The following is a 25,946-nucleotide window of genomic DNA, read 5'->3' as shown; positions in this document are numbered from 1 at the left end:
AAGTTGCAGATGTGTTGGCTGCGTTCGTTCACCCGAATCACTTACCTGAGTAAGCTCATCGGGATTCTCTCTCTTGCCGCCTTCCTGCAACTCGAATTATTTTGGGTATAACAGCCGAATTGCGCATTAAATAACGCAATACATCGGCTCTTTACGGCAAGGAAAATAACACGTGATTTTATCACTGCGGAATAACAGCGAAAATAAAAACACGTAAAATAAACCGAGCCATAACGCCGACATGGCGGCAAGTTAAATATGACGACATGTTCAGATAATACCTTTTGAACAACGCCACTATACTTGTCATTCAGAATATAAAAAAATCAGGCCTGTCCGTTGGTAGGGGGAAGAACGCCAAAATATCGGAAAGAAAACGCTTTATTCTAAAAAAGAAAAATAAAAAAGAGATAACAAAAAAACAACGTTACCTCTCTTTATTTATTGTCTTATTCTTATAACCAATTAATTACAAATGTAATTAATTAATGAAAGTGGAATTAAAAAGAATATACCCTAAATAACTTAAGTTGCAGAATAAAACGCGCTGCGTTTTGGACAACTCAGCGCGTTGGCCCATGACGGCAAGACTCATTATGATTCTTGTAACGCGGCGAGGCAGGCGCTGACACCAGTCAGTGATACAACGTCAACGCCGGCGCTGGCTCCAGAGCACCAGCGCCGTGCCGACAGGTTGAATTATCCCGCCTGTTGGCTACTGTCCGGGAACAGGAATGGGTTGATGCTACTGCGGGAGAAGCCCTCTTCTTCCATCTTCACATCCAGCACCAGCGAGGCCAGGTCATCCGCCACGGCCTCCACCCGATGATCCTTTTCCTGATACAACAGCTTCAGGTACGTCCCACAGTCGTCGCAGCTTTCTACTTTAATCGCCGCGTTCTCGTCATCCAATGACCAGTAATGCAACTTGCCGGCCTGCTCGCAATTACTGCACTTGACGCGCACCATGTGCCACTCGGTCTCGCACAGGTTGCAGTGCAGGTAACGCAAGCCGCTGGTGGTGCCAATCTGCACTACGCCGGAAACCGGCATGCTGCCGCATACCGGGCAGAACTGGCGATGTTCACCCTGCTCGGCCTGCGCACGCCCGGGCAACTGCGTCGCCATCTGAGCCCAATACAACGACAGCGCCGCCCAGACAAACGGCGCTTTATCATTGTCTTCCGCCGTGAATTGCTGGCTGAGCAATGCATCCGCCAGCGCATCCCATTGCTGAACCGACATTTTCTCCAGGTTTTCCAGCGTCGCCAGCACCTGGCCGCCGGCGCTGGCCTTAAGTTCTTCGATCAAAGCCTGTAGCAAAGCGTGCCAGTGCGGATCGCGCGTCAGCGTCGCGGCATCCAGCGGCGGACGGCCGGCACTGTTGCGCACCAGATCCGTTAAATCTTTCTCCAGCGGATGGTCATGGTGCACTTTCTCCTGCGCATCTACCACCCCGGCGGCAAACAGCAAATAATCCGCCAACGGGTGATCCTGTGCCAGTTGACGCAAACGCTCGGCGCGGCCACGGTAGAGACTTTTCAGGTTAGCGAATAGCAAAGGAGGAATGACGCCGAGGGTTGAGCTTTTCCCACTGTCGGCCAGTTGCTCCTGCGGCACGATACGAATACTCATCAGGTGATGTTTCCTGTTTATTCATGTTGCAGAGACCGCGCACTCGCCCGTGCGCCAGACCCGTTCTGATGCCTTCATGTTAACAGGTTATTCCCTACAATAAGGAGTGATTTTCCGCCCAATACGGCAAACGGGAACGTCGCTGCTAAACAGGATGGACAGGACCGGCCATCAACAGCACAATGCTTCGGCTGTTCTGCGCAGACGGCTTGCGGCGGGTTCGATTCATTTCACCTTTCGCCCCCGGCGCTGCATGATAAAGCGCAGCGCCAATGCGTATCACGATCCCAATGCGTACACGATCATTGTGTCTACATGCAGGAAACAACGTACATGACCGCAGTTAATTTTCCTTCGCCCACAGGTGCCGCGGCGACTTACCGTAAAATCGCCTGGCGATTGATTCCATTTTTATGCCTGTGCTATCTCGCGGCGTATCTCGATCGCATCAACATTGGGCTGGCGAAATTGCAGATGGCGAATCAACTGGCGCTCAGCGACATCGCCTTTGGTCTGGGCGCCGGGTTATTTTTCGTCGGCTATATTCTGTTTGAAGTCCCCAGCAACCTGATTCTGCAACGTGTCGGCGCCCGAATCTGGATTGCGCGCATCATGATAAGTTGGGGGCTGTTATCCGCCGGAACGATGTTTGTCGCCACGCCGGCGCAGTTCTATGTGTTGCGTTTTTTACTTGGTGCCGCGGAAGCCGGTTTCCTGCCCGGCGTACTGTTCTATCTGACACGTTGGTTCCCCTCCTGGCGGCGTGGCCGCATTATTTCGCTGTTTATGATTGGCCTGCCGCTCTCCAGCGTAGTGGGAGGCCCGCTGTCGGGCTGGATTCTGGCGCATTTTGATTTGGCTTACGGGCTACACGGCTGGCAGTGGATGTTTCTGTTGGAAGGCCTGCCCAGCGTGTTGCTTGGCGTGCTGGCCTTTTGGCTACTCCCGGAAAACGTTGAGCAAGCGAACTGGCTGAATGAAACGGACAAAGCGCAGGTGCGCGCCGACCTGGCAATCGATACCCGTGAGGCGCCATACCTGAAGCATCGTTTTCGCGATGGTTTCCTGAACCTGAAAGTCTGGATGCTGGGCGGCATCGATTTCTCGATTTTGCTGTGTGCTTATGCCATGGGCTTCTGGCTGCCGACCTTCATTAAAAAAGCCGGCGTGGCCGATCTCGGTCAGATTGGTTTGTTGACGGCAATCCCCAGTATCGCGGCGCTGGCAGGAATGGTCATACTCGGCGCCAGCTCCGACCGGTTACGCGAACGGCGCTGGCACATCATCGCGCCATTTTGGCTAGGCGCGGCGGCAATGGCGGCCAGCACTTTCTTCACTCAAAACATCGTGATGACGGTGTTGCTGTTCTCGGTAGCGCAGGCCACCATCATCGGTGCCGTACCGGTGTTCTTCAGCCTGCCGGCCACCTTCCTCTCCGGCACCGCTGCCGCCACCGGCTTTGCACTGGCCTGCTCACTGGCGAATATCGCCGGTCTGGTCAGTAACTCCATCATGGGCTTCGCCATGGAGCTAACCGGCAGCGGCAGCGGCGCGCTGTGGTTCTTCGCTTTCTGCCTGTTGCTCAGTTCGCTGTTGGTGCTGGCGCTACCGGCAAAGCTGGTCAATCGGTGAGTCAGGCTGTAGGCAAACAGCCATGTTGCTTTGCGAACGAGTCAGTTTGTCTGATCAGGGAAGCGTTTCGTGCGAGATAAACGGTGTCGTTTCTTTGTTACCTCATCGCATGTACCACAAGGAGAGGCTCAAATACCGCCTCTCCTTGACCTGCTTTGCAATGAGGATCAGTGCTTATCCTGCCCTTTGGATTGCAGCTCACGATGCCAGCGCGGGTGGTGTTTCTTCGCCCAGGCGCTGGACACCCAGCCCTCCACCATCGCGGTGATGGTGCCTTTCACCCACAACGCGGCATACACATGCACCATGATGGTCAGGATCAAACCGACCGCCGAGACCGAGTGCACCACCAGCGCCGCACGGATCACCGGAATAGAGAACGACGGTGCGAAGTACGGCCGCCAAATCACAATCCCGCTTGCCAGCAACAACAACAGACAGGTAATCGCCAGCCAGAACACACACTTCTGACCGAAGTTATACCGGCCGGTATCGCCGACTTCTTCGTTACGGGCGATCTTGTGGATGTTTTTCGCCCATTCCAGATCGCTGCGCTCAATCAGGTTGTGTTTCCAGTAACGTAAAAACATCAGCAGGAAGGCGACAAACATCACCACCCCGACGAACGGGTGCAGAATGCGCGCCAGTTGCGGCGTACCCAGCACGTTCATCAGCCAGTTAAGCGACGGGAAGAAAAAACCCAGCCCGCTCAATGCGGCGAACACAAAGCAGAACGCCACAATCCAGTGATTAATGCGCTCGGGGGCGCTGTAACGCTGAATCCGATTACTCTTTTTCATGCTGCTTGCCCTCGTGGTGCACGTCGTCATCGTCTTCTACCCGGTTCGGGCCGATACCCACGTAATGGAATACGCTGGCCGCGAAGGTGGCGGCAAAACCGATGGCCGCCAGCGGTTTCCAGATGCCTTTCCAGAAGGTGACCGCCGGGCTAATGCTCGGGTTAGCCGGCAGGCCGTTGTACAGCTCTGGCCGGTCTGCGTGGTGCAGCACGTACATCACGTGCGTCCCGCCGACGCCCGCCGGGTCATACAAACCGGCATTCTGGTAACCCCGGCTGTTCAGGTCTTTTACTCGTTCAGCCGCCAGCACTTTCATTTCGTCTTTGGTGCCGAAGTGAATCGCGCCGGTCGGGCAGGTTTTCACACACGACGGCTCCTGGCCGACTTCCACCCGGTCAACACACAGGGTGCATTTGTACACCTTGTTGTCGTCCTTGTTCATCCGCGGCACATTGAACGGACAGCCGGCGATACAGTAGCCGCAACCGATGCAGTGCTCGGACTGGAAATCAACGATGCCGTTGGCGTACTGGATGATCGCCCCTTCCGACGGACACGCCTTCAGGCAGCCCGGATCGGCACAGTGCATACAGCCGTCCTTACGGATCAGCCATTCCAGCTTGCCGTTTTCCTCGAACTCGGCAAACTTCATGACCGTCCAGGATTTGGCGCTCAGATCGGTCGGGTTATCGTAGACACCGACGTTATGCCCAACGTCGTCGCGGATGTCGTTCCACTCGGAACAGGCCACCTGACAGGCTTTACAGCCGATACAGGTGGTCACGTCGATAAGTTTAGCGACCTGCTCTTTGTGGTTACGGGCCTGCGGCGGCGGCGTCAGTGAGTTGGTCGCGGAGCGACGGATAATATCTTGTGATTGCATGGCCATAGTGTTTCTCCGCGACTACGCTTTTTCCACATTAACCAGAAACGCCTTGTATTCCGGCGTCTGACTGTTGGCGTCACCGACATGCGGCGTCAGGATATTCGCCATAAAGCCTTTCTGGGTGGTGCCTTCAAAGCCCCAGTGACAGGGTACGCCGATGGTTTCCACCGGTTTGCCCTGGATCGTCAGGGTACGGATACGCTTGGTGACGACTGCCTTCGCCTTGATATATCCTCGTTTGCTGCTGACTTTCACCACATCGCCAGCCTGGATACCCTTCAGCTTCGCCAGCCCTTCGCCGATTTCTACAAACTGCTCCGGCTGCACAATCGCGTTAAGGCGCGCGTGTTTCGTCCAGTGGCGGAACAACTCGGTGATGGAATAGGTGGTGGCGACGAACGGGAACTCCTCTGCCGTACCGATATACGGGCGGTCGGCCGGCAGAATACGGGCTGCCGGGTTAACCTGAACCTTGCTGTAAACCGGGTTGTTTTTCAACGGCGATTCCAACGGTTCATAGTGCGCAGGGAAAGGACCTTCGGCCATCTTGTCGATAGCGAACAGGCGGCCCAACCCTTCGGCGTTCATGATGAACGGACCGGCGGCGCTGCCCGGCGGCACAGTGACGGCGAAGTCCGGTACGTCGATCCCCGTCCACCTCTGGCCGTTCCAGCGAATCAGCTCTCGTTTGGCATCCCACGGCTTACCCTGCGGGTCTGCCGAGGCGCGGTTGTAAAGAATGCGGCGGTTTTGCGGCCAGCACCAGGCCCAGCCCGGCGTGCAGCCCAGGCCCGACGGGTCGGCGTTGTCGCGACGCGCCATCTGATTGCCCGCTTCCGTCCACGAACCGGCGTAAATCCAGCAAAAACTGGCGGTGGAGCCATCATCACGCAACAGGGAGAAATCCGGCAGTAACTGACCTTTTTTCAGCAACAGGTTGCCTTTATCGTCGAACAGATCCGCCAGCGCACGGCCGTTGGCTTCTTTGGTAATTTCCTCGGCGGACGGGTCTTCCGGCTCCAGGTAATTCCAGCTCATGTTCAACACCGGCTCAGGATTGGCGCCGCCTTCTTTGGCATAGAGTTCACGCAGGCGCAGGAACAACCCGGCCAGAATCACCCCGTCGTGGCGTGCTTCACCCGGCGGCACGGCACCCTGATAGTGCCATTGCAGCCAACGCCCGGAGTTAACGATGGAGCCGTTTTCCTCGGCAAAGCAACTGGACGGCAGGCGGAATACCTCGGTCTGAATCTGGCTCGAATCCACATCATTGAGCTCGCCGTGGTTCTGCCAAAAGTTGGAGGTTTCCGTCGACAGCGGATCGATAATCACCAGGTATTTCAATTTTTTCAGTGCATCGCGAGCGCGGTTGGAGTCGGCGAAAGCCGCCATCGGGTTGAACCCCTGCACGATATAGCCGTTGACCTTGCCTTCCAGCATCATGCGGGAGTACGCCAGCGCGTCGTAGCTCTTATCCCACTTCGGCAACCAGTCGTAACCCCAGTCATTCTCTTTGGTCGCGTTGTCGCCCCAGAAACTCTTCATCATGCTGATAAAGAACTTCGGCGTGTTCTTCCAGTAGTTGACCTGATCCGCCAGCAACGCTTTCGGCGTTATCTGATCGAGATACATCGTCAGCGAGGTCTGTTTTTCCGACGGCAGCGGCATATAACCCGGCAGGTTCAGCGACAGCAACCCCAAATCGGTGTAGCCCTGAATGTTGGAGTGACCACGCAGCGCGTTCACGCCGCCGCCGGCCATACCGACGTTACCCAACAACAGTTGTACCATCGCCGCGGTACGGATAATTTGCGCACCGGCGGTGTGCTGCGTCCAGCCAAGGGCGTACATGATGGTCGCGGTACGATCCGGTACGCAGGTTGACGCCAGTTGCTCACAAATGGTCAGGAAATCCTGCTTCGGCGTACCGCACACGTTGGTCACCAGATCCGGCGTATAACGGCCGACGTGCTCTTTCAACAAGTTCCAGACGCAACGCGGATGGCTCAGGGTATCGTCGCGTTTGGCAAAGCCGTTTTCATCCAGTTCATACTGCCAACTGGTGCGGTCATACTTGCGCTCTTTTTCGTCGTAACCGCTGAAAATGCCTTCATCAAAGTGGTAATCGTCACGCACGATCAGGCTGGCATTGGTATACGCCATCACATACGGCATCTGCACCTTGTCGTGGCTCAACAAATAATTCACCACGCCCAGCAGGAAGGTGATGTCGGAACCGGCGCGAATCGGCGAGTACATGTCGGCCACGGCGGCCGAACGATTGAAGCGCGGGTCGACGACGATCAGTTTGGCGCCATTGTGAATCTTGGCTTCTACCGCCCATTTGAACCCGACCGGGTGCGCTTCCGCCGGGTTGCCGCCCATCACCAGAATCACATTGGCGTTTTTGATGTCTACCCAGTTGTTGGTCATGGCACCGCGGCCAAAGGTCGGCGCCAGCGCCGAAACGGTCGGGCCGTGGCACAGACGCGCCTGGGTATCGATGCCGATCATCCCCAGTGCGCGGGCAAATTTTTGATCCAGTATTCCGGTTTCATTACTGGCGGCGGAGGAACACAGCATCCCGGTGGTCAACCAGCGGTTAACCGTCACCCCGGCGGCGTTCTTCTCGACGAAATTGGCGTCGCGGTCTTTTTTCATCAGGTGAGCGATGCGATCAAACGCGTCGTCCCAACTGATGCGCTGCCATTTGTCGGAACCCGGCGCGCGGTATTCCGGGTATTTCAGGCGCTGGTCGCTATGGATAAAATCCACCAGCCCGGCGCCTTTCGGGCACAATGAACCGCGGCTGACCGGATGATCCGGATCCCCTTCGATGTGATAAATGGATGCGGTGGCGTTTTTGGCGCCGTCGCCGAGGCTGTACATCAGAATGCCGCATCCTACTGAACAGTAGGTGCAATTATTCCGGGTTTCTTTGGCGCGCAACAGCTTGTATTGCCGCGTTTCGGCTAACGCCGCACTGGGCGAGAAGCCCAGAGCGGTGACCGTCGTTCCGGCCATACCGCCTGCGCATATTTTAAAGAACTGCCTTCTGCTGACCTGCATGGGAGATTCCTCGCACGACATCACTCAGAGCTATACCCGTCATTCGTCAAATTGCAGGTCCATCGGATGCGTAACAAGGCTCACCGAAACCTTACCCTGAAAGGCCAACGTACGACGTTATCCAACACGTTGTCCTGCAACTCTGATTATTGGGGGCAATATCGTATTTTATGTATTAATGCTTTATTAATTTAAATGAATGCCGGCAGGGAACGAGCACAAACCCCTACCAAACCTATGTATTATGTATCGACGAATAAAAAGCGCCAATTAATTATCTCAATAACAACAAACAAATCACAATTCATCGATGAAAAGCGGTTTTTTAACGTTATTAATCAGTTAAAGATAATCATTCTCATTAATCTAAACGAATAAGTCATTCTATCGCTATGTTATTTTTTACATAACGATCACAAGACAGCGACCCGCGCCAGGTTATTGCAACAAGAAATAATTAAAATTTATTTATGAAATAGCGTTAATCAGTCATTACTGACAAGCTGAGTCTCATTAATCAAGCTGGCGCAGACAGACGGCGGTATCTGATTAAAAAAATAAATAACTTACCCCGATTAAAATGAATATACCCAAAATAATTCGAGTTGCAGGAAGGCGGCAAGAGAGAGAATCCCGATGAGCTTACTCAGGTAAGTGATTCGGGTGAACGAACGTAGCCAACGCACCTGCAACTTGAAGTATGACGGGTATAAATCAGCAAATCGGGCCACCGCAATCCGGTTATTTCTTATAAAGAAAGATATCGCCGGTTATGCCGTTTATCGCCAAACAGGAATATGTGTTAAATAATGCAAACCGCTGGTCGCCAGCGAGCGAGTCAACCGACACTGGGGAAAGTGCCGCCGATCGGGAAACGCGGAACCGAACGGCTGGCTCATCTGGTCGGCCAGTTGTTCGAATTTCGCCAGCGCCATACTCCTTAGCGAGACAACGCCTGCCGGACAAAATCCAGCAGCAAACGCCGCGCCCATGCCGGTTCAGTGTCGTCGGTCATTTCCGGCAATGCACAGTGGCGCAGGCAGGCATTCATCACCACCGCATCCATTTCCGGGTGGAACTGGAATGATAAGGTATGCGGCGTATAACGAATAATCTGGCAGCCATCCTGCGCCGATGCTGCCAACACCTGTGCGCCGGGCGGCGGCGTCACCACCGACTGAAGATGGCTAAGATACGCGCTAAACTGCGTCGGTATCGCCGTCAACAGCGCATCGTTCGCCGCATTGTCATGCAGAGTCACGGTTTTCAGCCCCATTTCCCGCCCGTTGGGGTTATCCGCCACCGTGCCGCCCAAGGCGTGCGCCAACAGTTGATGACCGTAGCACACTCCCAGCACCGGCAACCCGGCCGACACACTCCGGCGCAGCCAGTCGGCGGTGCGTTCGCTCCAGTCCAGCCGGTCGGTCACCATCGACCAGGAACCGCTGATAATGGCGGCATCATGTTCGTTATGGTGCGGTAATGCCTCGCCGATATCCGGCCGTACAACGTGCAGTTGTACGCCTTCATCGGCCAGCGCGCTGCTAAACCAGTCGGCCTGCTGGCCGACAGCCGTAGCGATAGGTGCGGGCGGTTCGCCCATCTGCACAATGAGCAATGAAGGTGGTCGTGATGAAGAAGAAAAATCTGGGGTCAACGTGGTCATAGCGCGTCGCTTGTGCCTCGAAGGACGGTAAACAAGATAAGTTTTGAACGTACCACGCAAGGCACGCCCTGTCATCGCTTCATGTTATTGATTTTTCCCCCCCGGCACCCGGCGGCAACGCCATCACTGCCGGACGGCTGAGCGGTAGGCCAGAGAAAAGACATCGTAAAAATAGAGGTAACCCTTGGTCTGCAACAAGCGGGCAATCCCTTCTTTTACCGGCGCGGCGACCTGTGGGTTATGCAGCAGCGCCTCCAGCGTCTGAGGCGACACATGGCGGCTGTTGTACCACTCGCCGTTGTAACACACCCGAAGATCCAGCGCGTCGATATCCTCAAAACGGTAGCGCGGGTTAATGTCCATCGACATCGCCAGCGACATCAGCGCCAGAAACAACGTAAATCCCACGACATAAGGCGCGCCGAAGTACGGCGCATACCACAAAATTAGCGCCACCGGCACATAGCTCACCAACATGCCGCCAAACAGATAAGGGTGGCTGGTGATAAACCTGCGACTAAAACGAATGCGGTTATCACGCCGTTCTTCTCGATTCAGACGTTCGATTTCTTCATTCAAAATACGTTTCACTTCGTCCATACCGATCCTCCGCCCCCAGCTTATTGGTGCGCAACGGTAGCACGGCGCGCTAAATCAGAACAGATACAGTCTGGTGAGAAAAAGCGATAACAGTTGGCTCGACATGCTGCTGACTCGGTATCTCGTTATTCCGGAATGGAAAGACGACTGGCGGCGATCAGCGCCTGCCCCAGCGCCAGCCCGCCGTCGCCGGCCGGCATACGCGACGGCATCAGCAGGGTAAAATCCGCCAGCCGATCACGTAACAGCGTAGCCAGCAAACGGTTATGCATCACCCCGCCCGAGCACACGACGGTGTTGATGCCCTGTTCCCGCGCCGCCTGACGTACCAACGCCGCCAGCCCATCGGCCAGCGCCAGATGAAACGCAAAAGCGCGGTCGGCCGGTGCTGCGCGATACGCCAAAAACTGGTGCCAAAAGGTGGACAGATCCAGTTGGCTGCCGGACAGCGGCAGAGTTACCGGAGGCCGGTCATTCTGATGTTGCCGGGCCAGTGCTTCCAGCCAGCAAGCCGCTTCCCCCTCCCAGCTCTGTTCGCCGGCAAACCCACAAGCCGCGGCTACCGCGTCGAACAGCCGACCGGCGGACGACGCCAATGGCGCGTTAAGGCCCCGTTCAATAGCCCGCGTCAGCAACGGCCGCACACCGACGGGGATCACGACCGCCTCCGGCAGAGACGCCCAATCCGGCACGAACGCCAGACACTGCGCCAGTAGATTACGCCACGGCTGGCGCGCCGCCAGATCGCCGCCCGGCAGCGCCACAGCAGGCAATCCGCCCAAATGCCGACACTGACTGTAATCTACCCGCAGGCACTCGCCGCCCCACCAGCGGTTGTCGCCGCCGTAGCCGATGCCATCCAGCGCCAGCCCAATCACCGCCCCGGCGTCACGCGGCCAGCGGTGTTCAGCCAGACAAGCAACGATATGCGCGTGATGGTGCAGCACCTCAATGCAGGGGATGCCCAACCGCTCTGCCTGCTGCTGCCCCACACAACGGCTGACATACCCCGGATGTGCATCCACCGCGATGGCCTGCGGAGTAAACCGGTAGATATCGGCAAACAGCGTTTGCGCCTGCCGGTACTGCTGCTCCACTTCGTCATCCGCCAGATCGCCTAAATGCTGGCTGACGATGGCAGAGCTATCACGCAGCAGGCAGAAGGTGTTTTTGAGATCCGCCCCCATCGCCAGCAACGCGGGCTGCTCGCGAAACCCCGGCGGCAGCGGCAGGGCATCCGGCACATAACCGCGCGCGCGCCGTAGCATCTCCGCCCGCTCGTCCTGCATCCTCACTACCGAGTCGTCGGCCCGCTGCACAATGTCGCGATCATGCAGCAGCCACAGGTCGGCGATAGTCGCCAGCTCGTTCAGCGCTTGCGTATTATCCAGCGCAGGGGGTTTACCGCCGGCATTGCCGGAGGTCATTACCAGCGGTCGGCCCACCGCCGCCAATAACAGGTGCTGTAATGGGTTGGCAGGCAGCATCAATCCCACTTCATCCAGACCGGGGGCCATCCCGGCGGCCAGTTCGCCATCGTGGCGTAACGGCAACAGCACTATCGGTGACGCCGGGCTTTGCATCAAACGTAACGCCGACGCAGGTTCCGCCACGCTACTGCAACGCGCCAGCCAATTAGCATCCGGCAACATCACCGCCAGTGGTTTAGCCGGGCGATGCTTACGTTCGCGCAGCCGCGCCACCGCCTGCGCGTCGGTGGCGTCACAGGCCAGATGAAACCCGCCCAATCCTTTTACCGCCACGATCCGCCCGGCACATAGCGCCGCGGCCGCCTGCGTCACGGCATCGTCGCCGTCCGTGATGGCGCCAGATGCATCGCACAGCCACACCCGCGGCCCGCAAGCCGGGCAGGCGTTAGGCTGGGCATGAAAACGCCGATCCGCCGGGTGCTGATACTCTTGCCGGCACGTCGGGCAAAACGGGAACGCCGCCATCGCGGTATGCGGGCGGTCGTACGGCATCCGGCGAATAATGGTAAAGCGCGGACCACAGTGGGTACAGTTGATAAACGGATAACGGTAGCGACGATCGTGCGGATCAAACAACTCCTGACGGCAGGCATCACAGGTGGCGGCATCCGGCACAATGTGGGTATCCATCTGCCCGGCGCCGCTGTGCTCAATGATGAAATCGTCCGGCGGTGTTTCCCAATGATAAGGCCGGCATGTCATCTGGTCGATCTGCGCCAACGGCGGGCACTCGGCGTATAACGCAGCAATGAAATCCGCCTCGGCGCTCGCCGGCCACAGCCGGACTAACACCCCCGCGCCGTCATTCAGCACACTGCCTTTGGCTCCGAGCCGGTGAGCAATTTGCCAGACATAAGGCCGAAACCCCACGCCCTGCACCTTGCCTTTAACGCGAATTTCAATTCCGTTGTGATGTGGTGACATCATGAGCTATCACTGTATACGTTGCTGTATGGACACCGTCACATCCCGCATATCCAGGCTGCTAACAAGCAATCGGGCTGTCTTGCAAACGGTGAATTTTTTCTGGTCAGTGAATAATTTCGTGCGGAATACACAGCATCATTTCTTTGCCATTTCATCGCACGCACGACAAGGAGAGGCTCAAACACCGCCTCTCCTTGTCCACTGGCTGGGAGGCTAAACTATGAACCCTGACGGGTTCACCCTTGCGGGCCAGCGCAAGCGCTGTTCCATTTTGCGTTGCAAAATGGTGTGCCGCTACGCGGTTCCTTCGGCGTTCGCCTTCGCTATTCGGGCCGCCCGTGACGTGGTTACTCGCCCCATCCCTGGGGCTCGCCCTACGGGCCAGCGTAAACGCTGTTCAAAAACGCTCCCGACGTTTTTGTCCGGCACGGCACGGGCTTTCGCCGCGTCCATGCGGCTCACCCGACGAAACCGTCCACCTCAGCACAGTTTTTGACGCCGGAAAAACGCCATCCTGCACGTACTGAACTGGTTAGTAGCCTATAACCCACTAATATTCAGCAAATCCTCGGCATCGGCTCGCTGTGGGGCAAGTCCAGCAGGCGGGAGGTGCCGAATACCCCGCACAGGCGTACCTGTTTTTTGTCGGTGACGCTGCCGATAACCGCCGCATCGCGCCCCAGCGGATGAGACTGTAATACGTCCAGTACCCGGCTTTCCGCCTCCGGCGACACTGCCAGCACCAGTTTGCCTTCGTTGGCGAAATTGAGCGCTTCCAGCCCCAGCAGTTCGCAGATGCCGCGCACCGCCGATTTAACCGGCAAAGCGCTCTCCTGCACTTCCATACCGCAGCCGCTGGCCTGGGAGAATTCATGCAGGATCGCCGTCACCCCACCGCGGGTGGCGTCGCGCAGAGCGCGTACCCCGTCAATCTGGCGCAGCGGCGCAATCAGCGGCGCCAGCACCGCGCAATCGCTGGTCAGCTCGGCTTCCAGCCCCAGTTTCTCGCGTAAATTCAGAATAGTGGCGCCGTGATCGCCCAGCGTACCGCTGACGATCAGACGATCGCCGGGGCGGATTTCACCGGTACCCCACTGTACATGCTGGGGAATCACGCCGATGCCGGCGGTATTGATGAAAATTTTGTCCGCCGCGCCGCGCGGCACCACCTTGGTATCGCCGGTGACGATCTGAATACCCGCGTCGCGGGCGGTCTGCGCCATCGAATTGACGATGCGCAGCAGCGTTTCCCCCGCCAGTCCCTCTTCCAGAATAAAACCACAGGAGAGGTAACGTGGCACGGCACCACTGACCGCCAGATCGTTAGCCGTACCACATACCGCCAGCTTGCCGATATCGCCGCCGGGAAACTCGATCGGGTCGATAACATAGCTGTCGGTGGTAAACGCCAGCCTGTCACCCTGCGCGTTCAGCGCCGCCAGCGGCAAACGCGCCTGATCCTCACGTTCAGCCAATAACGGGTTATCGAACGCCTGCAAAAACAGCCCTTCGATCAGTTGCTGCATTGCCTGCCCACCGCTGCCATGCGCCAGGGTAATTTCTTTTGGCAATAACGTGTTCTTCATCAGGCGCACTCCCGTCGATACTGGTAATAAGCGGCACAGGCGCCTTCTGAAGACACCATCAACGCGCCGATAGCATTTTGCGGCGAACAACGCTTGCCAAATAGCGGGCAATCGCCCGGCTTGCAGCGCCCGGTGAGCACATCGCCGCAACGCGACAGCGGCTCATCCGCCACCCGCTGCTGCTGCGGTTTAAAGCGGCGCTCGGCGTCAAATTCCGCGTATTCCGCCCGCAGTTGCATACCGGAATCGGCGATTTCGCCCAACCCGCGCCATTCACTACTGGCTTTGGTTTCAAATACCTCGGCCATCGCCTGCTGCGCCAGCGTGTTGCCGCTGTCCGGCACAATGCGGCGGTACTGATTCTCCACTTCGCAACGCGCATCGTGCAATTGCTGCACCAGCATCAACAACGCCTGCAGGATATCCAGCGGTTCAAAGCCAGTGACCACAAACGGTTTATGGAACTGCTCACACAATGGCTGGTAAGGATAAGCACCGATGACCATGCTGACGTGCCCCGGCGCCAGAAAGCCGTCGATACGCAAATCCGGCTGTTCCAGCAGGCTTTTCAGCGTTGGAATGATGGTGATGTGCTGGCAAAACAGCGAAAAATTGCCGATACCACGACGTTTGGCCTGTTGCAGGGTCAGCGCGGTACTCGGCATGGTGGTTTCAAATCCCAGCCCGAAAAACACCACCTGCCGATCAGGGTGTTGCTCCGCCAGCGCCAGCGCATCCAACGGCGAGTAGACCACCCGGACATCTGCGCCGTGGCGACGGGCATCCTGCAACGACCCGTTGCGGCCCGGCACCCGCATGGCATCGCCAAAGGTACAGAAAATCACCTCCGGACGAGCGGCAATCTCCAGACAGGCATCGATACGCCCCATCGGCAACACGCACACCGGGCAGCCCGGTCCGTGCACAAACTCGATTTCCGGCGGCAACAGCCGGTCGATGCCGAACTTGAAAATAGCGTGAGTATGCCCGCCGCACACCTCCATCAGTTGCAGCGGACGCGTCTTCAGTTGCGGCATATCGTCAACCAGCGCCTGAATGCGCTGTAACAGCGATTTCGCCAGTTCGGGATCGCGAAATTCATCAACGTACTGCATAAATGGCTCCGGTTTGCCTGACTTCATCCAGTTCCAGCCCGACCGCCTGCATGGATTGTAGCGCCGCAAGCGTCTCTTGTGCTTCCTGCTCGTCCAGCAAACTCATGGCGAAACCGACGTGCACCAGCACCCACTGCCCCACCAGCTCCGCCGGGTCGCCTTCGCATACCAGCGCAATGTTTACCTCACGCTGCACGCCGCAAACATCCACCCGCGCCGGATAATGCAGATCCGGCCCAACGGCGACCACTTTTCCGGGAACGCCCAGACACATAATTAGGCTCCTGACAGCAGTGACGGTTGTGACGGCGATTGCGCCCCCAGAAGCTGGGCTTCCAGCCAGGCCAGCCAGACTTCCATCCCTTCGCCGGTGCGCGCCGACAGCGCCATCACCTCGATCTGCGGATTGACGCGCCGCGCGTTAGCAACACAAGCCTCCAGATCGAAATCCAGGTACGGCAGCAGATCGATCTTGTTGATGATCATCAGCGACGCGGCGGCAAACATATGCGGATACTTGAGCGGTTTGTCTTCCCCTTCGGTGACCGACAGTACCGCGATTTTGTGCCGTTCTCCCAAATCGAAACCGGCCGGACACACCAGATTGCCGACGTTTTCGATAAACAGCAGGCTCTGATTCGGCAGTTGCAGTCGGTGCATGGCGTCATGCACCATCTGCGCATCCAGATGACAGCCTTTGCCGGTGTTGACCTGAATCGCCGGCACGCCGGTAGCGCGAATGCGCTCGGCATCATTGGTGGTTTGCTGGTCGCCTTCGATCACCGCGCACGGCACACGCTCACGCAGCAAGTGCAAGGTATTGGTCAGCAGCGTGGTTTTGCCGGAACCGGGGCTGGACACCAGATTCAGCGCCAGAATGTGAGCAGCGTCGAAATGCTCGCGGTTATGCGCCGCCAGCTGATTGTTTTTGCTCAGCACATCCATTTCAATCTGCAACAACCGTTGCTGGCCGACACCCGGCGCGTGAGTGCCCGCCGCGCCCTGCCCGTAGTGCAGGTGATTTTCCTGCTCCACCGGCTGAAAGCGCTCTTCTTGCTGACGGTGTTCGTGTGAATGCGCGTGATGGTCATGGCTATGATGAGCATGGCTATGATGGGCATGATCATGGTGGTGGTGATCATGAGGTTCGTTGTCATGGTGGTCATGCGAACCGTGCGTATGGGCATGATGTTCATGCGTGTGACGGCCCGCCGACGGACGCGCCGCGCCGTGGTAATGGTGGTGTACGTCGCCGTGGTGATAGTAGTAATGGTGATGATGAATAATCACACCGGGCGTAGCCGACGTTTCGTCATGTTCATGGTCATGCCCGTGGTGGTGGTCATGATGGTGAGGATGCGAATGAACAGGGTCATGACTGTGGCTATGTTCGTGGTGGTGATCGTGCGTATGGGGATGGTGGTGTGAATGCGCAGGTTCATCGCCCTCAATCCGGCGTTCTCCCTCGCCACAACCGCATGTGGTACACATTGATACGACTCCTCCGGTCAACCAGACCGCTTTTTACTGATGACACGCCGCGCTGAAAACGCCACGTGTTTTATTCAATCGCCAGTTGCTTGAGTTGCAGGCTATCGCCTCCGCTTTCGACACGCAGGCTATGGCTGCCGCAATGCGGGCAGCCGCTGTCGTGGTCTGTCACTTCCACCGGCTGGCTACACTCCCAACACCAGGCTTGTGCCGGACGCACCGACAGATGCAATTGGCAGCCTTCCGCCAGCGTCTGACGGCAGACCGACTCAAAACAAAACTGCAACGCGCTTTCTTCAATACAGGATAGCGCGCCGATCTCCAGCCAAACGCCGGTGACCCGGCGGGCGCCATGCTGGCGCGCCTGTTGCTCAATCAACTCCAGCGCGTTGTAGCACAGGGAAATTTCATGCATCCCGCTGACTCCGATAACGGCTGAACAGCGCGCGGCGACTCAGGTTTTCCGGCGCATCGGCATTCTGCACCGGCAATGACAGCGCCATGCGTGCGCTTTGCTGCGCCAGTTGCAGCGCCTGTTCCGCACCGAGCGCAGGGTCCAGCGGCGACATCAGCGAGCAAGACAGATACTGCTGCCCGTCATCACTTTCGCTGACCACAAACTTCACGCTGCCGCAGGGCAACTCCAGCGCCAAACGGGTGGTAAGATCACGTCGGGGCCACTGCTGCCCCGGTCCCGGCAATACCAACAGGCTCAACATCCACGGCGTCAGCAGGCAACCGAACCACTGCTGTTCAAACAGGGTAAAACCACAGGCCCGCACCGGAATGCCGTCACGGTAAAACGGCAACATCCGCATACGCTCTTGCGCAATACGGCTAAACTCGGCTTCCAGCCAGGCCACCGGATTCTGATCATGCCCCGCAATCCACGCCAATTCTTTGCGCTCATCGGGTATTAGCGGCGGATTATTGCCGCCGTCGTATGCCGAAGCAGAAAAAATGTCAGTCACCGCACACCTCCTGCGCTGTTTTTTCCGTCACTGCCACGCCGCTTTGACGCAGCGCGGTAATCATGTGCTGTAGCGCCGGCTCCAGCGCCCGGGTCACGGTATCGGACAAGCCGATACCGGAATCGAGCACTTCCGGCTCCACACCAACCAGCGTCAGTTGGCGGGGAAATTCACCGGTCAGTTGCAGCGCCATCAGCACATCGGCCAACCCTAACTGGTGCGGGGAGATCTTGCGGGTAAACAGCGCCGGGACTTCGCGGTCGCGCAGCACCGTCACACTGCCCGGCGCCTTGCCGGTGAGCACGGCGTCGGCGACGATCAGGTGATCGCGCCCGGCCATGCATTCCATCAGCTCCATGCCGCAGGTGCCGCCGTCCACCACGTCAATGACGGGCGTACAGTCAAGCCGCTGCTCCAATCGCTCCACCAGCCGCACCCCAACCCCTTCGTCACTCAGCAGAATATTGCCGATCCCCAACACCAGTATGTTCATCACAGCACCTTCACCCGGGTCACTTCATTGCCGTTGACGGTATCCACCACATGCACCGCGCAGGACATGCACGGATCGAACGAGTGAATGGTACGCACCACTTCCAGCGGTTTGTGCGGGTCCGCCACCGGCGTGCCCACCAGCGACTGCTCGTACGGGCCGGGCTTGTCGTCGCCGTTACGTGGGCAGGAGGTCCAGGTGGACGGCACTACCGCCTGATAGTTGGTGATCTTGCCGTTCTTGAACACCACCCAGTGCGACAACATGCCGCGCGGCATTTCACCAAAACCGACGCCATGAAACTCGGTATCCGGCGAAAAATCCGGCTTGATGAAGGTCTGGTGATCGCCTTTGCCGATGTTGTCCACCAGCGCCTGCCATTGCTGCGCCAGCGTATCTTTCAGTACGCAGCAGTGCACCGTACGGCCAATCACCCGGCCCAGCGTGGAGTGCAGATGTTTCTCTTCCAGTTGATGACCGCTGAGCGCCTGATAAGCCGCTTTTACCTGATCGAAGTGAGCCAGCGTATCTTTGTGCTTCGCCGCCAAACCGCACAGCAACCAGGCCAGCGGCCCCACTTCCACGGTTTTGCCGTAGAAGGTCGGCGATTTCACCCACGAGTATTTGCCGTCTTCATGCCAGCCGGTGTAATTCGGCCGGGTCAGCCCTTCCCACGGCGCCAGCGGCTGATCGTCCTGATACCAGGCGTGTTTACCGCTCTCACGGATACCGTCGATCAGGAACTTATCGCTGTGGCTGGTGATCGGTCGGTAGTGCGACAGGTCGCTGTTTTCGATATACCCGCCCGCCAGCAGGAAGCTGCCGTTTTTGTTGTCGGTCGGCAGTTCCGGCACGCTCAGGTAGTGATCGGCGCCGCGTCCCAGCGTCAGCCACTGCGGGTAGTGGGCGGCGATCACCGCGCAATCCACTTTGTAGACCTGCTCGATAAAATCGCCCAGCCGATCGATAAAGCTTTTCACGTACATCAACCGTTCCAGGTTGAGCACGCTCGGCGCGTCCAGATTGATCGGGTTAGCCACGCCGCCGACCGCCAGGTTCTGGATATGCGGCGATTTGCCGCCCAGAATCGCCACGATGCGGTTGGCATCACGCTGGCATTCCAGCGCCTGCAAATAGTGAGCGACGGCAATCAGGTTCACTTCCGGCGGCAGCGACATCGCCGGGTGGCCCCAGTAGCCGTTGGCGAAAATCCCCAACTGCCCGCTGGCGACCAGATCTTTCAGCTTCTGCTGCACCTTGGTGAACTCGGCGGCGGTATTCAGCGGCCAGTCGGATAATCCTTTGAGCAGCGCCGCCGCTTTCTGCGGATCGGCTTTCAGCGCGGAAGTCACATCCACCCAGTCGAGCGCCGACAATTGATAGAAGTGCACAATGTGGTCATGGATGCTGTGCGCCGCCAGAATCAGGTTGCGGATGTATTGGGCGTTGACCGGCACGTTCAGGCCAAGCGCGTTCTCTACCGCACGCACCGAAGCGATGGCATGCACCGTGGTGCACACGCCGCAGATACGCTGCACGATCATCCAGGCATCGCGCGGGTCACGCCCTTTGACGATCTCTTCCATGCCGCGCCACATCGTGCCGGATGACCAGGCTTTGATGACCTTGCCGTTTTCAATTTCGCAATCAATGCGCAGATGCCCTTCGATACGGGTAATGGGATCAATGGTGATGCGTTGGCTCATGCTTTACCTCAGCCTGATGATGCGTATGTTCGCCTTTCAGCGCGGGCAGTACCGGCAGCAGGCGGATTAACAAGATGTAGGCGCAGACCTCAATGGCGACGAAGCCAATGGAAATCAGGATCTCCTGCGCTTTGGGGAAGTAGTGGTAGCCGTTGCCCGGATTGAACGCCAGCAGCGAATAGCTCAATCGCCACAGGGCGGCGCCGAACAGCATGCAAAGCGCGCTGACGAACAACCAGCGGGCATCCTGACGGCAGCGTTTCAGCCGCAGCAGCACCAGCGGCAGCACCATCAGAGCGGCTTCGCACCAGAACATGACGGCAAACCGGTCGCCGGCAAATAACAGTGTGGTCTTCTGATGCCAGACGATCTCGCCGAAGCGCAGCACCACAAACAGCAGCACCAGCACGTGAGCCAGCCCGGTCAGCTTACGAAATAGCGCTTGTTCGTCCGGGCCGCGCCCTTTCAGCCCGGCCTGCACCAGCGAGCCTTCGAAAATCACGATCGAAAAGCCCATGATGAACGCGGTCAGCAACGACAGCAGCGGCAGCAGTTCATAGCTCTGCCACAGCGGATGCACCTTGTAACCGGCGGAAATCATCAGCGACCCCATCGATGATTGGTGCATCGTCGGCAGCAACGCCCCCAACGCAATGATGAAGAACATCACTTTGTTGAGCCGTTTCAGCGATACATGCCAGCCGAAGCGTTCCAGCACCACCGGTGCAAACTCCAGCGCCATCACCCCGATGTAGATGGTCATACACACGGCGGTTTCGAACAGCACCGAGTTGGTGTTGAAGTAACCGGGGATATAAAAGTACGGCAGGTTCCAGTAACGGCCGACGTCGATGGTTATCGACAAGCCGCCCAGCGAATAGCCAAACAGACTGGCGAGTAACGCCGGACGTACCAATGGGTGGTATTCGCCGCGGTTGAATACATAGACCGCCCAGGCCAGTGCCCAGCCGCCGCAGGCAAAACCGGTACCGACCAACAGGTCAAACGCGATCCAGATCCCCCACGGATAGCCGCCGTTCAGATCGGCAACGGAGCCGATCCCCAGAAACAGACGTTTCACGATGAGGATCGCGCAAATCGCCACCAGCGGAGCCAGCAGCATCACCGGCCAGCTCACCAGCCGACCGCCCAACGGACTTGCTTTATGCGCCGTCATGAGGTTTCTCCTGTGAGTCGTGCGTCTCTTCGCGCTCAGCACGGGTATTGCGATGCACCAGCACCGACAACCCGGCCAATACCGCCAGCGGCAACACCATGCCCTTGTACAACGTGTGCTGGATGTGCTCTGAACGCGCACCGGTGGACAACGGTTCCAGCGCCGGCATTTCCAGGTTTTGATACGGCACCCCGGCCAGCACCAGCACCTGCGTACCGCCCGCTTCCGTCTCGCCATAGACATAGCGTTCGTAGCTCGGCACGGTGTGCAGGTAGGTGTCTTTGCTACTCAACGTCTGGCGCGGATAGGCGTATTCATCGCCCGGTTTCAGCGCCAGCCGACGTTTCGCTTCCGCCAGCAATTGCTCGCGAGTGCCGTAAATCACCGCCCCGGTCGGGCAGACTTCCACACATCCCGGCATACCGCCTTTGTCGAGCCTGGCCAGCTCCGGCTGGTTGCACAGTTCGCATTTGTGGATCTTGCCGAGCGGGTTTTCATAGTCGTACTTCGGCACATTGAACGGACAGGCCACCATGCAGTAACGGCAACCGGTGCAGATGCTGGCGTCGTAATGCACGACGCCGGTTTTCGGATCTTTCTTCAGCGCCGAAACCGGGCACACCGACACACAGTTAGGATCGACGCAGTGCATGCATTGCTTCTTGATGTAGGCGTAGCCGTCCTTCGCCTGATCCTTATTCTTGCCCTCACCGCTGCGCCACACCTGAATGATGTTGTTGGTATACGGGCTCAGTTTGTCGTTGTTGGACCAGGTCGCCGCCCCGCCGGCATAGACTGCGCTATCCGGTTTATACTCCAGCTTGTTGACCTGCTGACATTTGCTCACACACGCCTGACAGCCCACGCACAGCGTAGAGTCGTACAGCATGCCGAGCGCGCCGGGGATCGGCGGCCGGTTGGTGGCCTCCGCCTGGCTGGCAAGCGGCGTACCCGCCAACAGCGCTCCCGCGGACGCCAGCTTGAAAAAATTGCGTCTGTTCACGGCTTAGCCCTCCCGGGATGCATTGCCGGCGTCCTGCTGTTTTTGCTGCCGACCCAATTCGCGCACGGCCATCAGGCTGACGCCGGCGACCGCGCCCAGCACGCCGCCGATAAGCCCCGTAGCCGTCGCGGAACTGTTGCCGCCTTCCGGGCTGGTCACCGACGGTTTTTCAACCCGCGGCGTTGGGTTTTCCACATTAGCCAACTGGAAAATACCCTTGGTAAACCCGATGCCTTGCTCGTTACAGCCGTAGCATGGATGACCAATCCCCACCGGCCAGATGCCGCCGCCCACGTCGCAAAACTCTAGCGTCGGGCAGTTACCGTAGGTTTCCGGTCCCTTGCATCCCAGATGGTAGAGACACCATCCCTGCCGATGCCCTTCATCACCGAACTCTTTGGCAAAACGGCCGGCATCGAAATGCGGGCGGCGTTCGCAGTTTTCGTGGATCAGGCGAGCATAGGCGAAGGTAGGGCGATTCTGGCTGTCGAGTGCCGGTGCGCGTTGATAGGTGATAAGGTGCGCCACCGTCGCCAGAAAGTTGTGCGGGTTGGGTGGGCACCCAGGGATGTTGATAATGGTTTTGCCCGGCAACACCGCCTGCAAGCTGGCGGCGCCCGTCGGGTTGGAACCGCTGGCCGGCACCCCGCCCCAGGCGGAGCAGGAACCAATGGCGACGATGGCGGCCGCATGTTCGGCGGCGGCGCGGATATGCTCGACAATCGGCTTGCCGGCCACCATACAGTAGATGCCGCCGTCTTTCAGCGGTATGGAACCGTCTACCACCAGTACGTATTTACCTTTGTACTGTTCGATAGCGCGGTGTTTATTCTCTTCCGCCTGCTCGCCAAACGCGGCGGAGAGAACTTCGTGGTATTCCAGCGAGATGGTATTCAGCAGCAGGTTTTCAATGGTCGGGTGGGTGGATCGCAGCAATGACTCCGTACATCCGGTACATTCCTGCGCGCCAATCCAAATCACCGGCGGACGCTGGGGAGACGTCAGTGACTGGGCCATCTCTGCGGCAGCGGCCTCTTTCAACCCCATGGTGGCGGCAAGTGCTGCACATAGCTTCATAAAATCACGGCGATTGATGCCGTGATGGGAAAGCATCATATTTTCCCCATTCATTCTTTATTATTCTCCTGTAGCCAAGTCGGAGTAACACATTTTCGTGCCGGCATAGAATAATGAGGAGAATAACGTCACCGACTTGATCTCTATCAATCGGCCGGGGAATAACCATTTTATTTATGCGCCTTCTGTGAAGCTCTCCGCGACATTTCTTTTTTAAAAACACGGCATGCCGGATTAAATGAGAAAATATCTCAACGCGTAACAAACGGATATTTTTCTGTGATCAAAAATTGCTTAATCGATTTAACTGCGACTTATATCAGTTATAATAAAAATATTATTACATTGATTTTTAAATATTTTTATCATTTTGCTTTTATACCCAAAATAATTTGAGTTACAGGACAAAATGCGTTGCGTGTTGAACAACGCAGCGAATCCCTGGGAGCTTACTCAAGTCAGTGACTAGGCTGAGCGACCACTCTGCCGGGAGCAGAGTTGAACGCAGCGTGCTGCGGCCCTGAAAGAGCGAGGGGCCGAGTAATAAAGCCAACGCACCTGCACGTGAAGTATGACGGGTATAGCGGGTTTTATTTTTCGGTTATTTTTTACATTCATCATTTTCTCATCAACCAACGCGATTACTTTAGATACTTTACTTTTAAAAACGTAATTGCAGGATAATATCGCTGTTGAAACCGAAGATAAAAGTGCACACTGCGGTTATTTTTCATTCAGTGTTTTCATTATTCTTCCACAATCGGTGATTGCCACACGTTGCTTTTAACATTTCAGGCAATAAAAAAAGCAGCCGACAAGCGGCTGCTTTTCACCGAAACGCTGAATATTATTCGATTCCGCGGCTACGCAGGTAATCCTCATAACTGCCGCTGAAATCAATCACTTTACCCGGCATCATTTCCACAATCCGGGTCGCCAGCGAGCTGACGAACTCACGATCGTGAGACACGAACAACAGCGTGCCCTGATACAGCTCCAGCGCCATGTTGAGCGATTCGATAGATTCCATATCCAGGTGGTTGGTCGGTTCGTCCATCACCAGCACGTTCGGTTTTTCCATCATCAGCTTGCCGAACAGCATGCGCCCTTTTTCACCACCGGACAGCACGTTGACTTTTTTACGGATGTCGTCCTGAGAAAACAGCAAACGCCCCAGCACACTGCGTACCGCCTGCTCGTCGTCGTTTTCCTGCTTCCACTGGCTCATCCAGTCAAATACGGTAAGGTCGCCGTCAAACTCGTACTCGTGATCCTGAGCGTAGTAACCGATGCGCACGTTTTCCGACCATTTCACCGTACCGGATTCCGGTGCCAGTTCACCCACCAGTGTTTTCAGCAAAGTGGACTTACCGATCCCGTTCGTCCCCAGAATAGCCACTTTTTCCCCGACTTCCACCAGCATTTTCAACTGGCTGAACAACGGCCCGTTATCAAAGCCTTTGGTCAGTCCGTCGATTTCCAGCGCGTTACGGAACAGTTTCTTGTCTTGTTCAAAACGAATAAACGGGTTCTGACGGCTGGATGCCTTCACTTCCTCCAGCTGTATTTTCTCTATCTGGCGAGCACGCGAGGTCGCCTGACGCGATTTGGAGGCGTTAGCGCTAAACCGGCTGACAAACGACTGCAATTCGGCAATCTGCGCCTTTTTCTTGGCGTTGTCCGACAGCAGACGTTCACGCGCCTGCGTTGCCGCCGTCATGTATTCGTCATAATTTCCCGGATAAATGCGCAACTCGCCATAATCCAGATCCGCCATGTGGGTGCACACCATATTCAGGAAGTGACGGTCATGGGAAATGATGATCATGGTGCTGTTACGTTCGTTCAGCACCTGCTCCAGCCAGCGGATGGTGTCGATGTCCAGGTTGTTGGTCGGCTCGTCCAGCAGCAAAATATCCGGATTGGAGAACAGCGCCTGCGCCAGCAGCACACGCAGTTTCCAGCCCGGCGCCACTTCGCTCATCGGCCCGTAATGTTGTTCCAGCGGGATCCCCACGCCCAGCAGCAGCTCGCCGGCGCGCGATTCAGCGCTGTAGCCGTCCATTTCGCCATATTTGACCTCCAGATCAGCGACCCGGTAACCATCTTCCTCGCTCATTTCACTCAGCGCATAGATACGGTCACGTTCTTCTTTCACTTCCCACAATTCGGCGTGCCCCATGATCACCGTGTCCAGCACGCTGTATTGCTCAAACGCGAACTGATCCTGACGCAGTTTACCGATCCGCTCATTCGGATCGATAGCGACGTTACCCGCGCTTGGCACCAGGTCGCTACCGAGGATCTTCATAAAGGTGGATTTGCCGCAGCCATTGGCACCGATCAAACCATAGCGATTACCGCCGCCGAATTTAACAGAAATGTTTTCAAACAACGGCTTACTGCCGAATTGCATCGTAATATTATTGGTTACCAGCACAGCACTTACTCGATTCGGAATGTGATTTGGCGCGCATTATGCCACAAGCGAAACGCAGAATCCCGGCGATTATCGTGCGCTTTTTAATCAAACCTAATCTAACCTCTCCCCTTTGCGCTCCCTTGCGTTGCCCACAGCCGACAATAGACACGACAGCACACGGTCAGGCGTACATAATGAGC

General features: G+C 57.1%; 21 protein-coding genes. 2 read left to right on the top strand and 19 right to left on the bottom strand.

All coding sequences use genetic code 11. The features are described from left to right. Positions 1-699: 699 nt before the first annotated feature. On the bottom strand, positions 700-1,635 hold the full coding sequence (fdhE, locus tag DCH402_RS06730; protein ID WP_040000429.1) for a formate dehydrogenase accessory protein FdhE: 936 nt from the start codon (positions 1,633-1,635) through the stop codon (positions 700-702). A gap of 333 nt (positions 1,636-1,968) precedes the next feature. Between fdhE and DCH402_RS06725 the strand changes: the two genes are divergently transcribed. After that, on the top strand, positions 1,969-3,267 hold the full coding sequence (locus DCH402_RS06725) for an MFS transporter (protein ID WP_040000428.1): 1,299 nt from the start codon (positions 1,969-1,971) through the stop codon (positions 3,265-3,267). 167 nt (positions 3,268-3,434) lie between these two features. Here DCH402_RS06725 and fdoI read toward each other — a convergent pair whose 3' ends face one another. Genes fdoI through fdnG form a run of 3 tightly spaced genes read right to left on the bottom strand, consistent with a single transcriptional unit; the run spans position 3,435 to position 8,022 of the window. Next, a complete protein-coding gene (fdoI, locus tag DCH402_RS06720) occupies positions 3,435-4,067 on the bottom strand; it encodes a formate dehydrogenase cytochrome b556 subunit (RefSeq protein WP_040000427.1) in 633 nt (210 codons plus the stop codon). Beyond that, complete coding sequence (gene fdxH / locus DCH402_RS06715; protein ID WP_040000426.1) at positions 4,054-4,956, bottom strand: formate dehydrogenase subunit beta; 903 nt, start codon at positions 4,954-4,956, stop codon at positions 4,054-4,056. Before fdxH ends, fdoI begins: the two co-directional genes overlap by 14 nt. A 15-nt stretch (positions 4,957-4,971) precedes the next feature. Next, positions 4,972-8,022: a formate dehydrogenase-N subunit alpha gene (fdnG, locus tag DCH402_RS06710; protein WP_071604676.1), complete on the bottom strand. Its 3,051-nt coding sequence runs from the start codon at positions 8,020-8,022 to the stop codon at positions 4,972-4,974. An 809-nt stretch (positions 8,023-8,831) separates the two neighbouring features. On the opposite strand from fdnG, the gene DCH402_RS23250 reads away from it, so the two are divergent. Continuing rightward, the gene (locus tag DCH402_RS23250) at positions 8,832-8,966 is read left to right on the top strand and encodes a hypothetical protein (RefSeq protein ID WP_267879509.1); all 135 of its coding nucleotides are present in this window, start codon (positions 8,832-8,834) and stop codon (positions 8,964-8,966) included. Here the strand turns inward: DCH402_RS23250 and DCH402_RS06705 are convergent. The 15 genes from DCH402_RS06705 to DCH402_RS06635 form a co-directional block, all read right to left on the bottom strand. Beyond that, on the bottom strand, positions 8,963-9,688 hold the full coding sequence (locus DCH402_RS06705) for a glutamine amidotransferase (RefSeq protein ID WP_071604675.1): 726 nt from the start codon (positions 9,686-9,688) through the stop codon (positions 8,963-8,965). The two genes, DCH402_RS23250 and DCH402_RS06705, sit on opposite strands and share 4 nt — an antisense overlap. Before the next feature lie 123 nt (positions 9,689-9,811). Next, entirely contained in the window at positions 9,812-10,288 is a 477-nt protein-coding gene (locus DCH402_RS06700; protein WP_040000424.1) for a YlaC family protein, read from the bottom strand. A 125-nt stretch (positions 10,289-10,413) separates the two neighbouring features. Next, positions 10,414-12,705 (bottom strand): carbamoyltransferase HypF, encoded by a 2,292-nt coding sequence (hypF, locus tag DCH402_RS06695; protein WP_152486899.1) that lies wholly within the window; start codon positions 12,703-12,705, stop codon positions 10,414-10,416. 557 nt (positions 12,706-13,262) lie between these two features. Next, the gene (gene hypE / locus DCH402_RS06690) at positions 13,263-14,291 is read right to left on the bottom strand and encodes a hydrogenase expression/formation protein HypE (protein WP_040000423.1); all 1,029 of its coding nucleotides are present in this window, start codon (positions 14,289-14,291) and stop codon (positions 13,263-13,265) included. After that, complete coding sequence (gene hypD / locus DCH402_RS06685; protein WP_040000422.1) at positions 14,291-15,406, bottom strand: hydrogenase formation protein HypD; 1,116 nt, start codon at positions 15,404-15,406, stop codon at positions 14,291-14,293. The genes hypE and hypD overlap by 1 nt, the downstream gene beginning before the upstream one ends. Then, positions 15,393-15,680, bottom strand: a complete 288-nt coding sequence (gene hybG, locus DCH402_RS06680) for a hydrogenase maturation factor HybG (protein WP_013318684.1) — start codon at positions 15,678-15,680, stop codon at positions 15,393-15,395. The genes hypD and hybG overlap by 14 nt, the downstream gene beginning before the upstream one ends. A gap of 2 nt (positions 15,681-15,682) precedes the next feature. Then, a complete protein-coding gene (gene hypB / locus DCH402_RS06675) occupies positions 15,683-16,897 on the bottom strand; it encodes a hydrogenase nickel incorporation protein HypB (protein WP_050583270.1) in 1,215 nt (404 codons plus the stop codon). A 70-nt stretch (positions 16,898-16,967) separates the two neighbouring features. Then, a complete protein-coding gene (gene hypA, locus DCH402_RS06670; protein ID WP_012769155.1) occupies positions 16,968-17,312 on the bottom strand; it encodes a hydrogenase maturation nickel metallochaperone HypA in 345 nt (114 codons plus the stop codon). Then, positions 17,305-17,814 carry a hydrogenase-2 assembly chaperone gene (hybE, locus tag DCH402_RS06665; RefSeq protein WP_050516111.1) on the bottom strand — a complete coding sequence of 170 codons (510 nt, stop codon included), beginning with the start codon at positions 17,812-17,814 and terminating at the stop codon, positions 17,305-17,307. Before hybE ends, hypA begins: the two co-directional genes overlap by 8 nt. A gap of 46 nt (positions 17,815-17,860) precedes the next feature. Beyond that, positions 17,861-18,361 (bottom strand): HyaD/HybD family hydrogenase maturation endopeptidase, encoded by a 501-nt coding sequence (locus DCH402_RS06660; protein ID WP_040000421.1) that lies wholly within the window; start codon positions 18,359-18,361, stop codon positions 17,861-17,863. Beyond that, positions 18,361-20,067 carry a hydrogenase 2 large subunit gene (gene hybC, locus DCH402_RS06655; protein WP_040000420.1) on the bottom strand — a complete coding sequence of 569 codons (1,707 nt, stop codon included), beginning with the start codon at positions 20,065-20,067 and terminating at the stop codon, positions 18,361-18,363. The genes DCH402_RS06660 and hybC overlap by 1 nt, the downstream gene beginning before the upstream one ends. Continuing rightward, positions 20,045-21,244 carry a Ni/Fe-hydrogenase cytochrome b subunit gene (gene hybB / locus DCH402_RS06650; protein ID WP_040000419.1) on the bottom strand — a complete coding sequence of 400 codons (1,200 nt, stop codon included), beginning with the start codon at positions 21,242-21,244 and terminating at the stop codon, positions 20,045-20,047. Before hybB ends, hybC begins: the two co-directional genes overlap by 23 nt. Continuing rightward, a complete protein-coding gene (gene hybA / locus DCH402_RS06645) occupies positions 21,231-22,247 on the bottom strand; it encodes a hydrogenase 2 operon protein HybA (RefSeq protein WP_040000418.1) in 1,017 nt (338 codons plus the stop codon). The genes hybB and hybA overlap by 14 nt, the downstream gene beginning before the upstream one ends. Before the next feature lie 3 nt (positions 22,248-22,250). Further along, positions 22,251-23,378, bottom strand: a complete 1,128-nt coding sequence (gene hybO / locus DCH402_RS06640; protein WP_071604674.1) for a hydrogenase 2 small subunit — start codon at positions 23,376-23,378, stop codon at positions 22,251-22,253. A 793-nt stretch (positions 23,379-24,171) separates the two neighbouring features. Continuing rightward, entirely contained in the window at positions 24,172-25,764 is a 1,593-nt protein-coding gene (locus DCH402_RS06635) for an ABC-F family ATPase (protein WP_040000417.1), read from the bottom strand. Positions 25,765-25,946 lie beyond the last annotated feature (182 nt).

Source organism: Dickeya chrysanthemi NCPPB 402, assembly GCF_000406105.1.
GTDB classification, from domain to species: domain Bacteria; phylum Pseudomonadota; class Gammaproteobacteria; order Enterobacterales; family Enterobacteriaceae; genus Dickeya; species Dickeya chrysanthemi.
The sequence above is the reverse complement of the archived record's forward strand: the minus strand, read 5'-3'. Positions and strand labels throughout refer to the sequence as shown.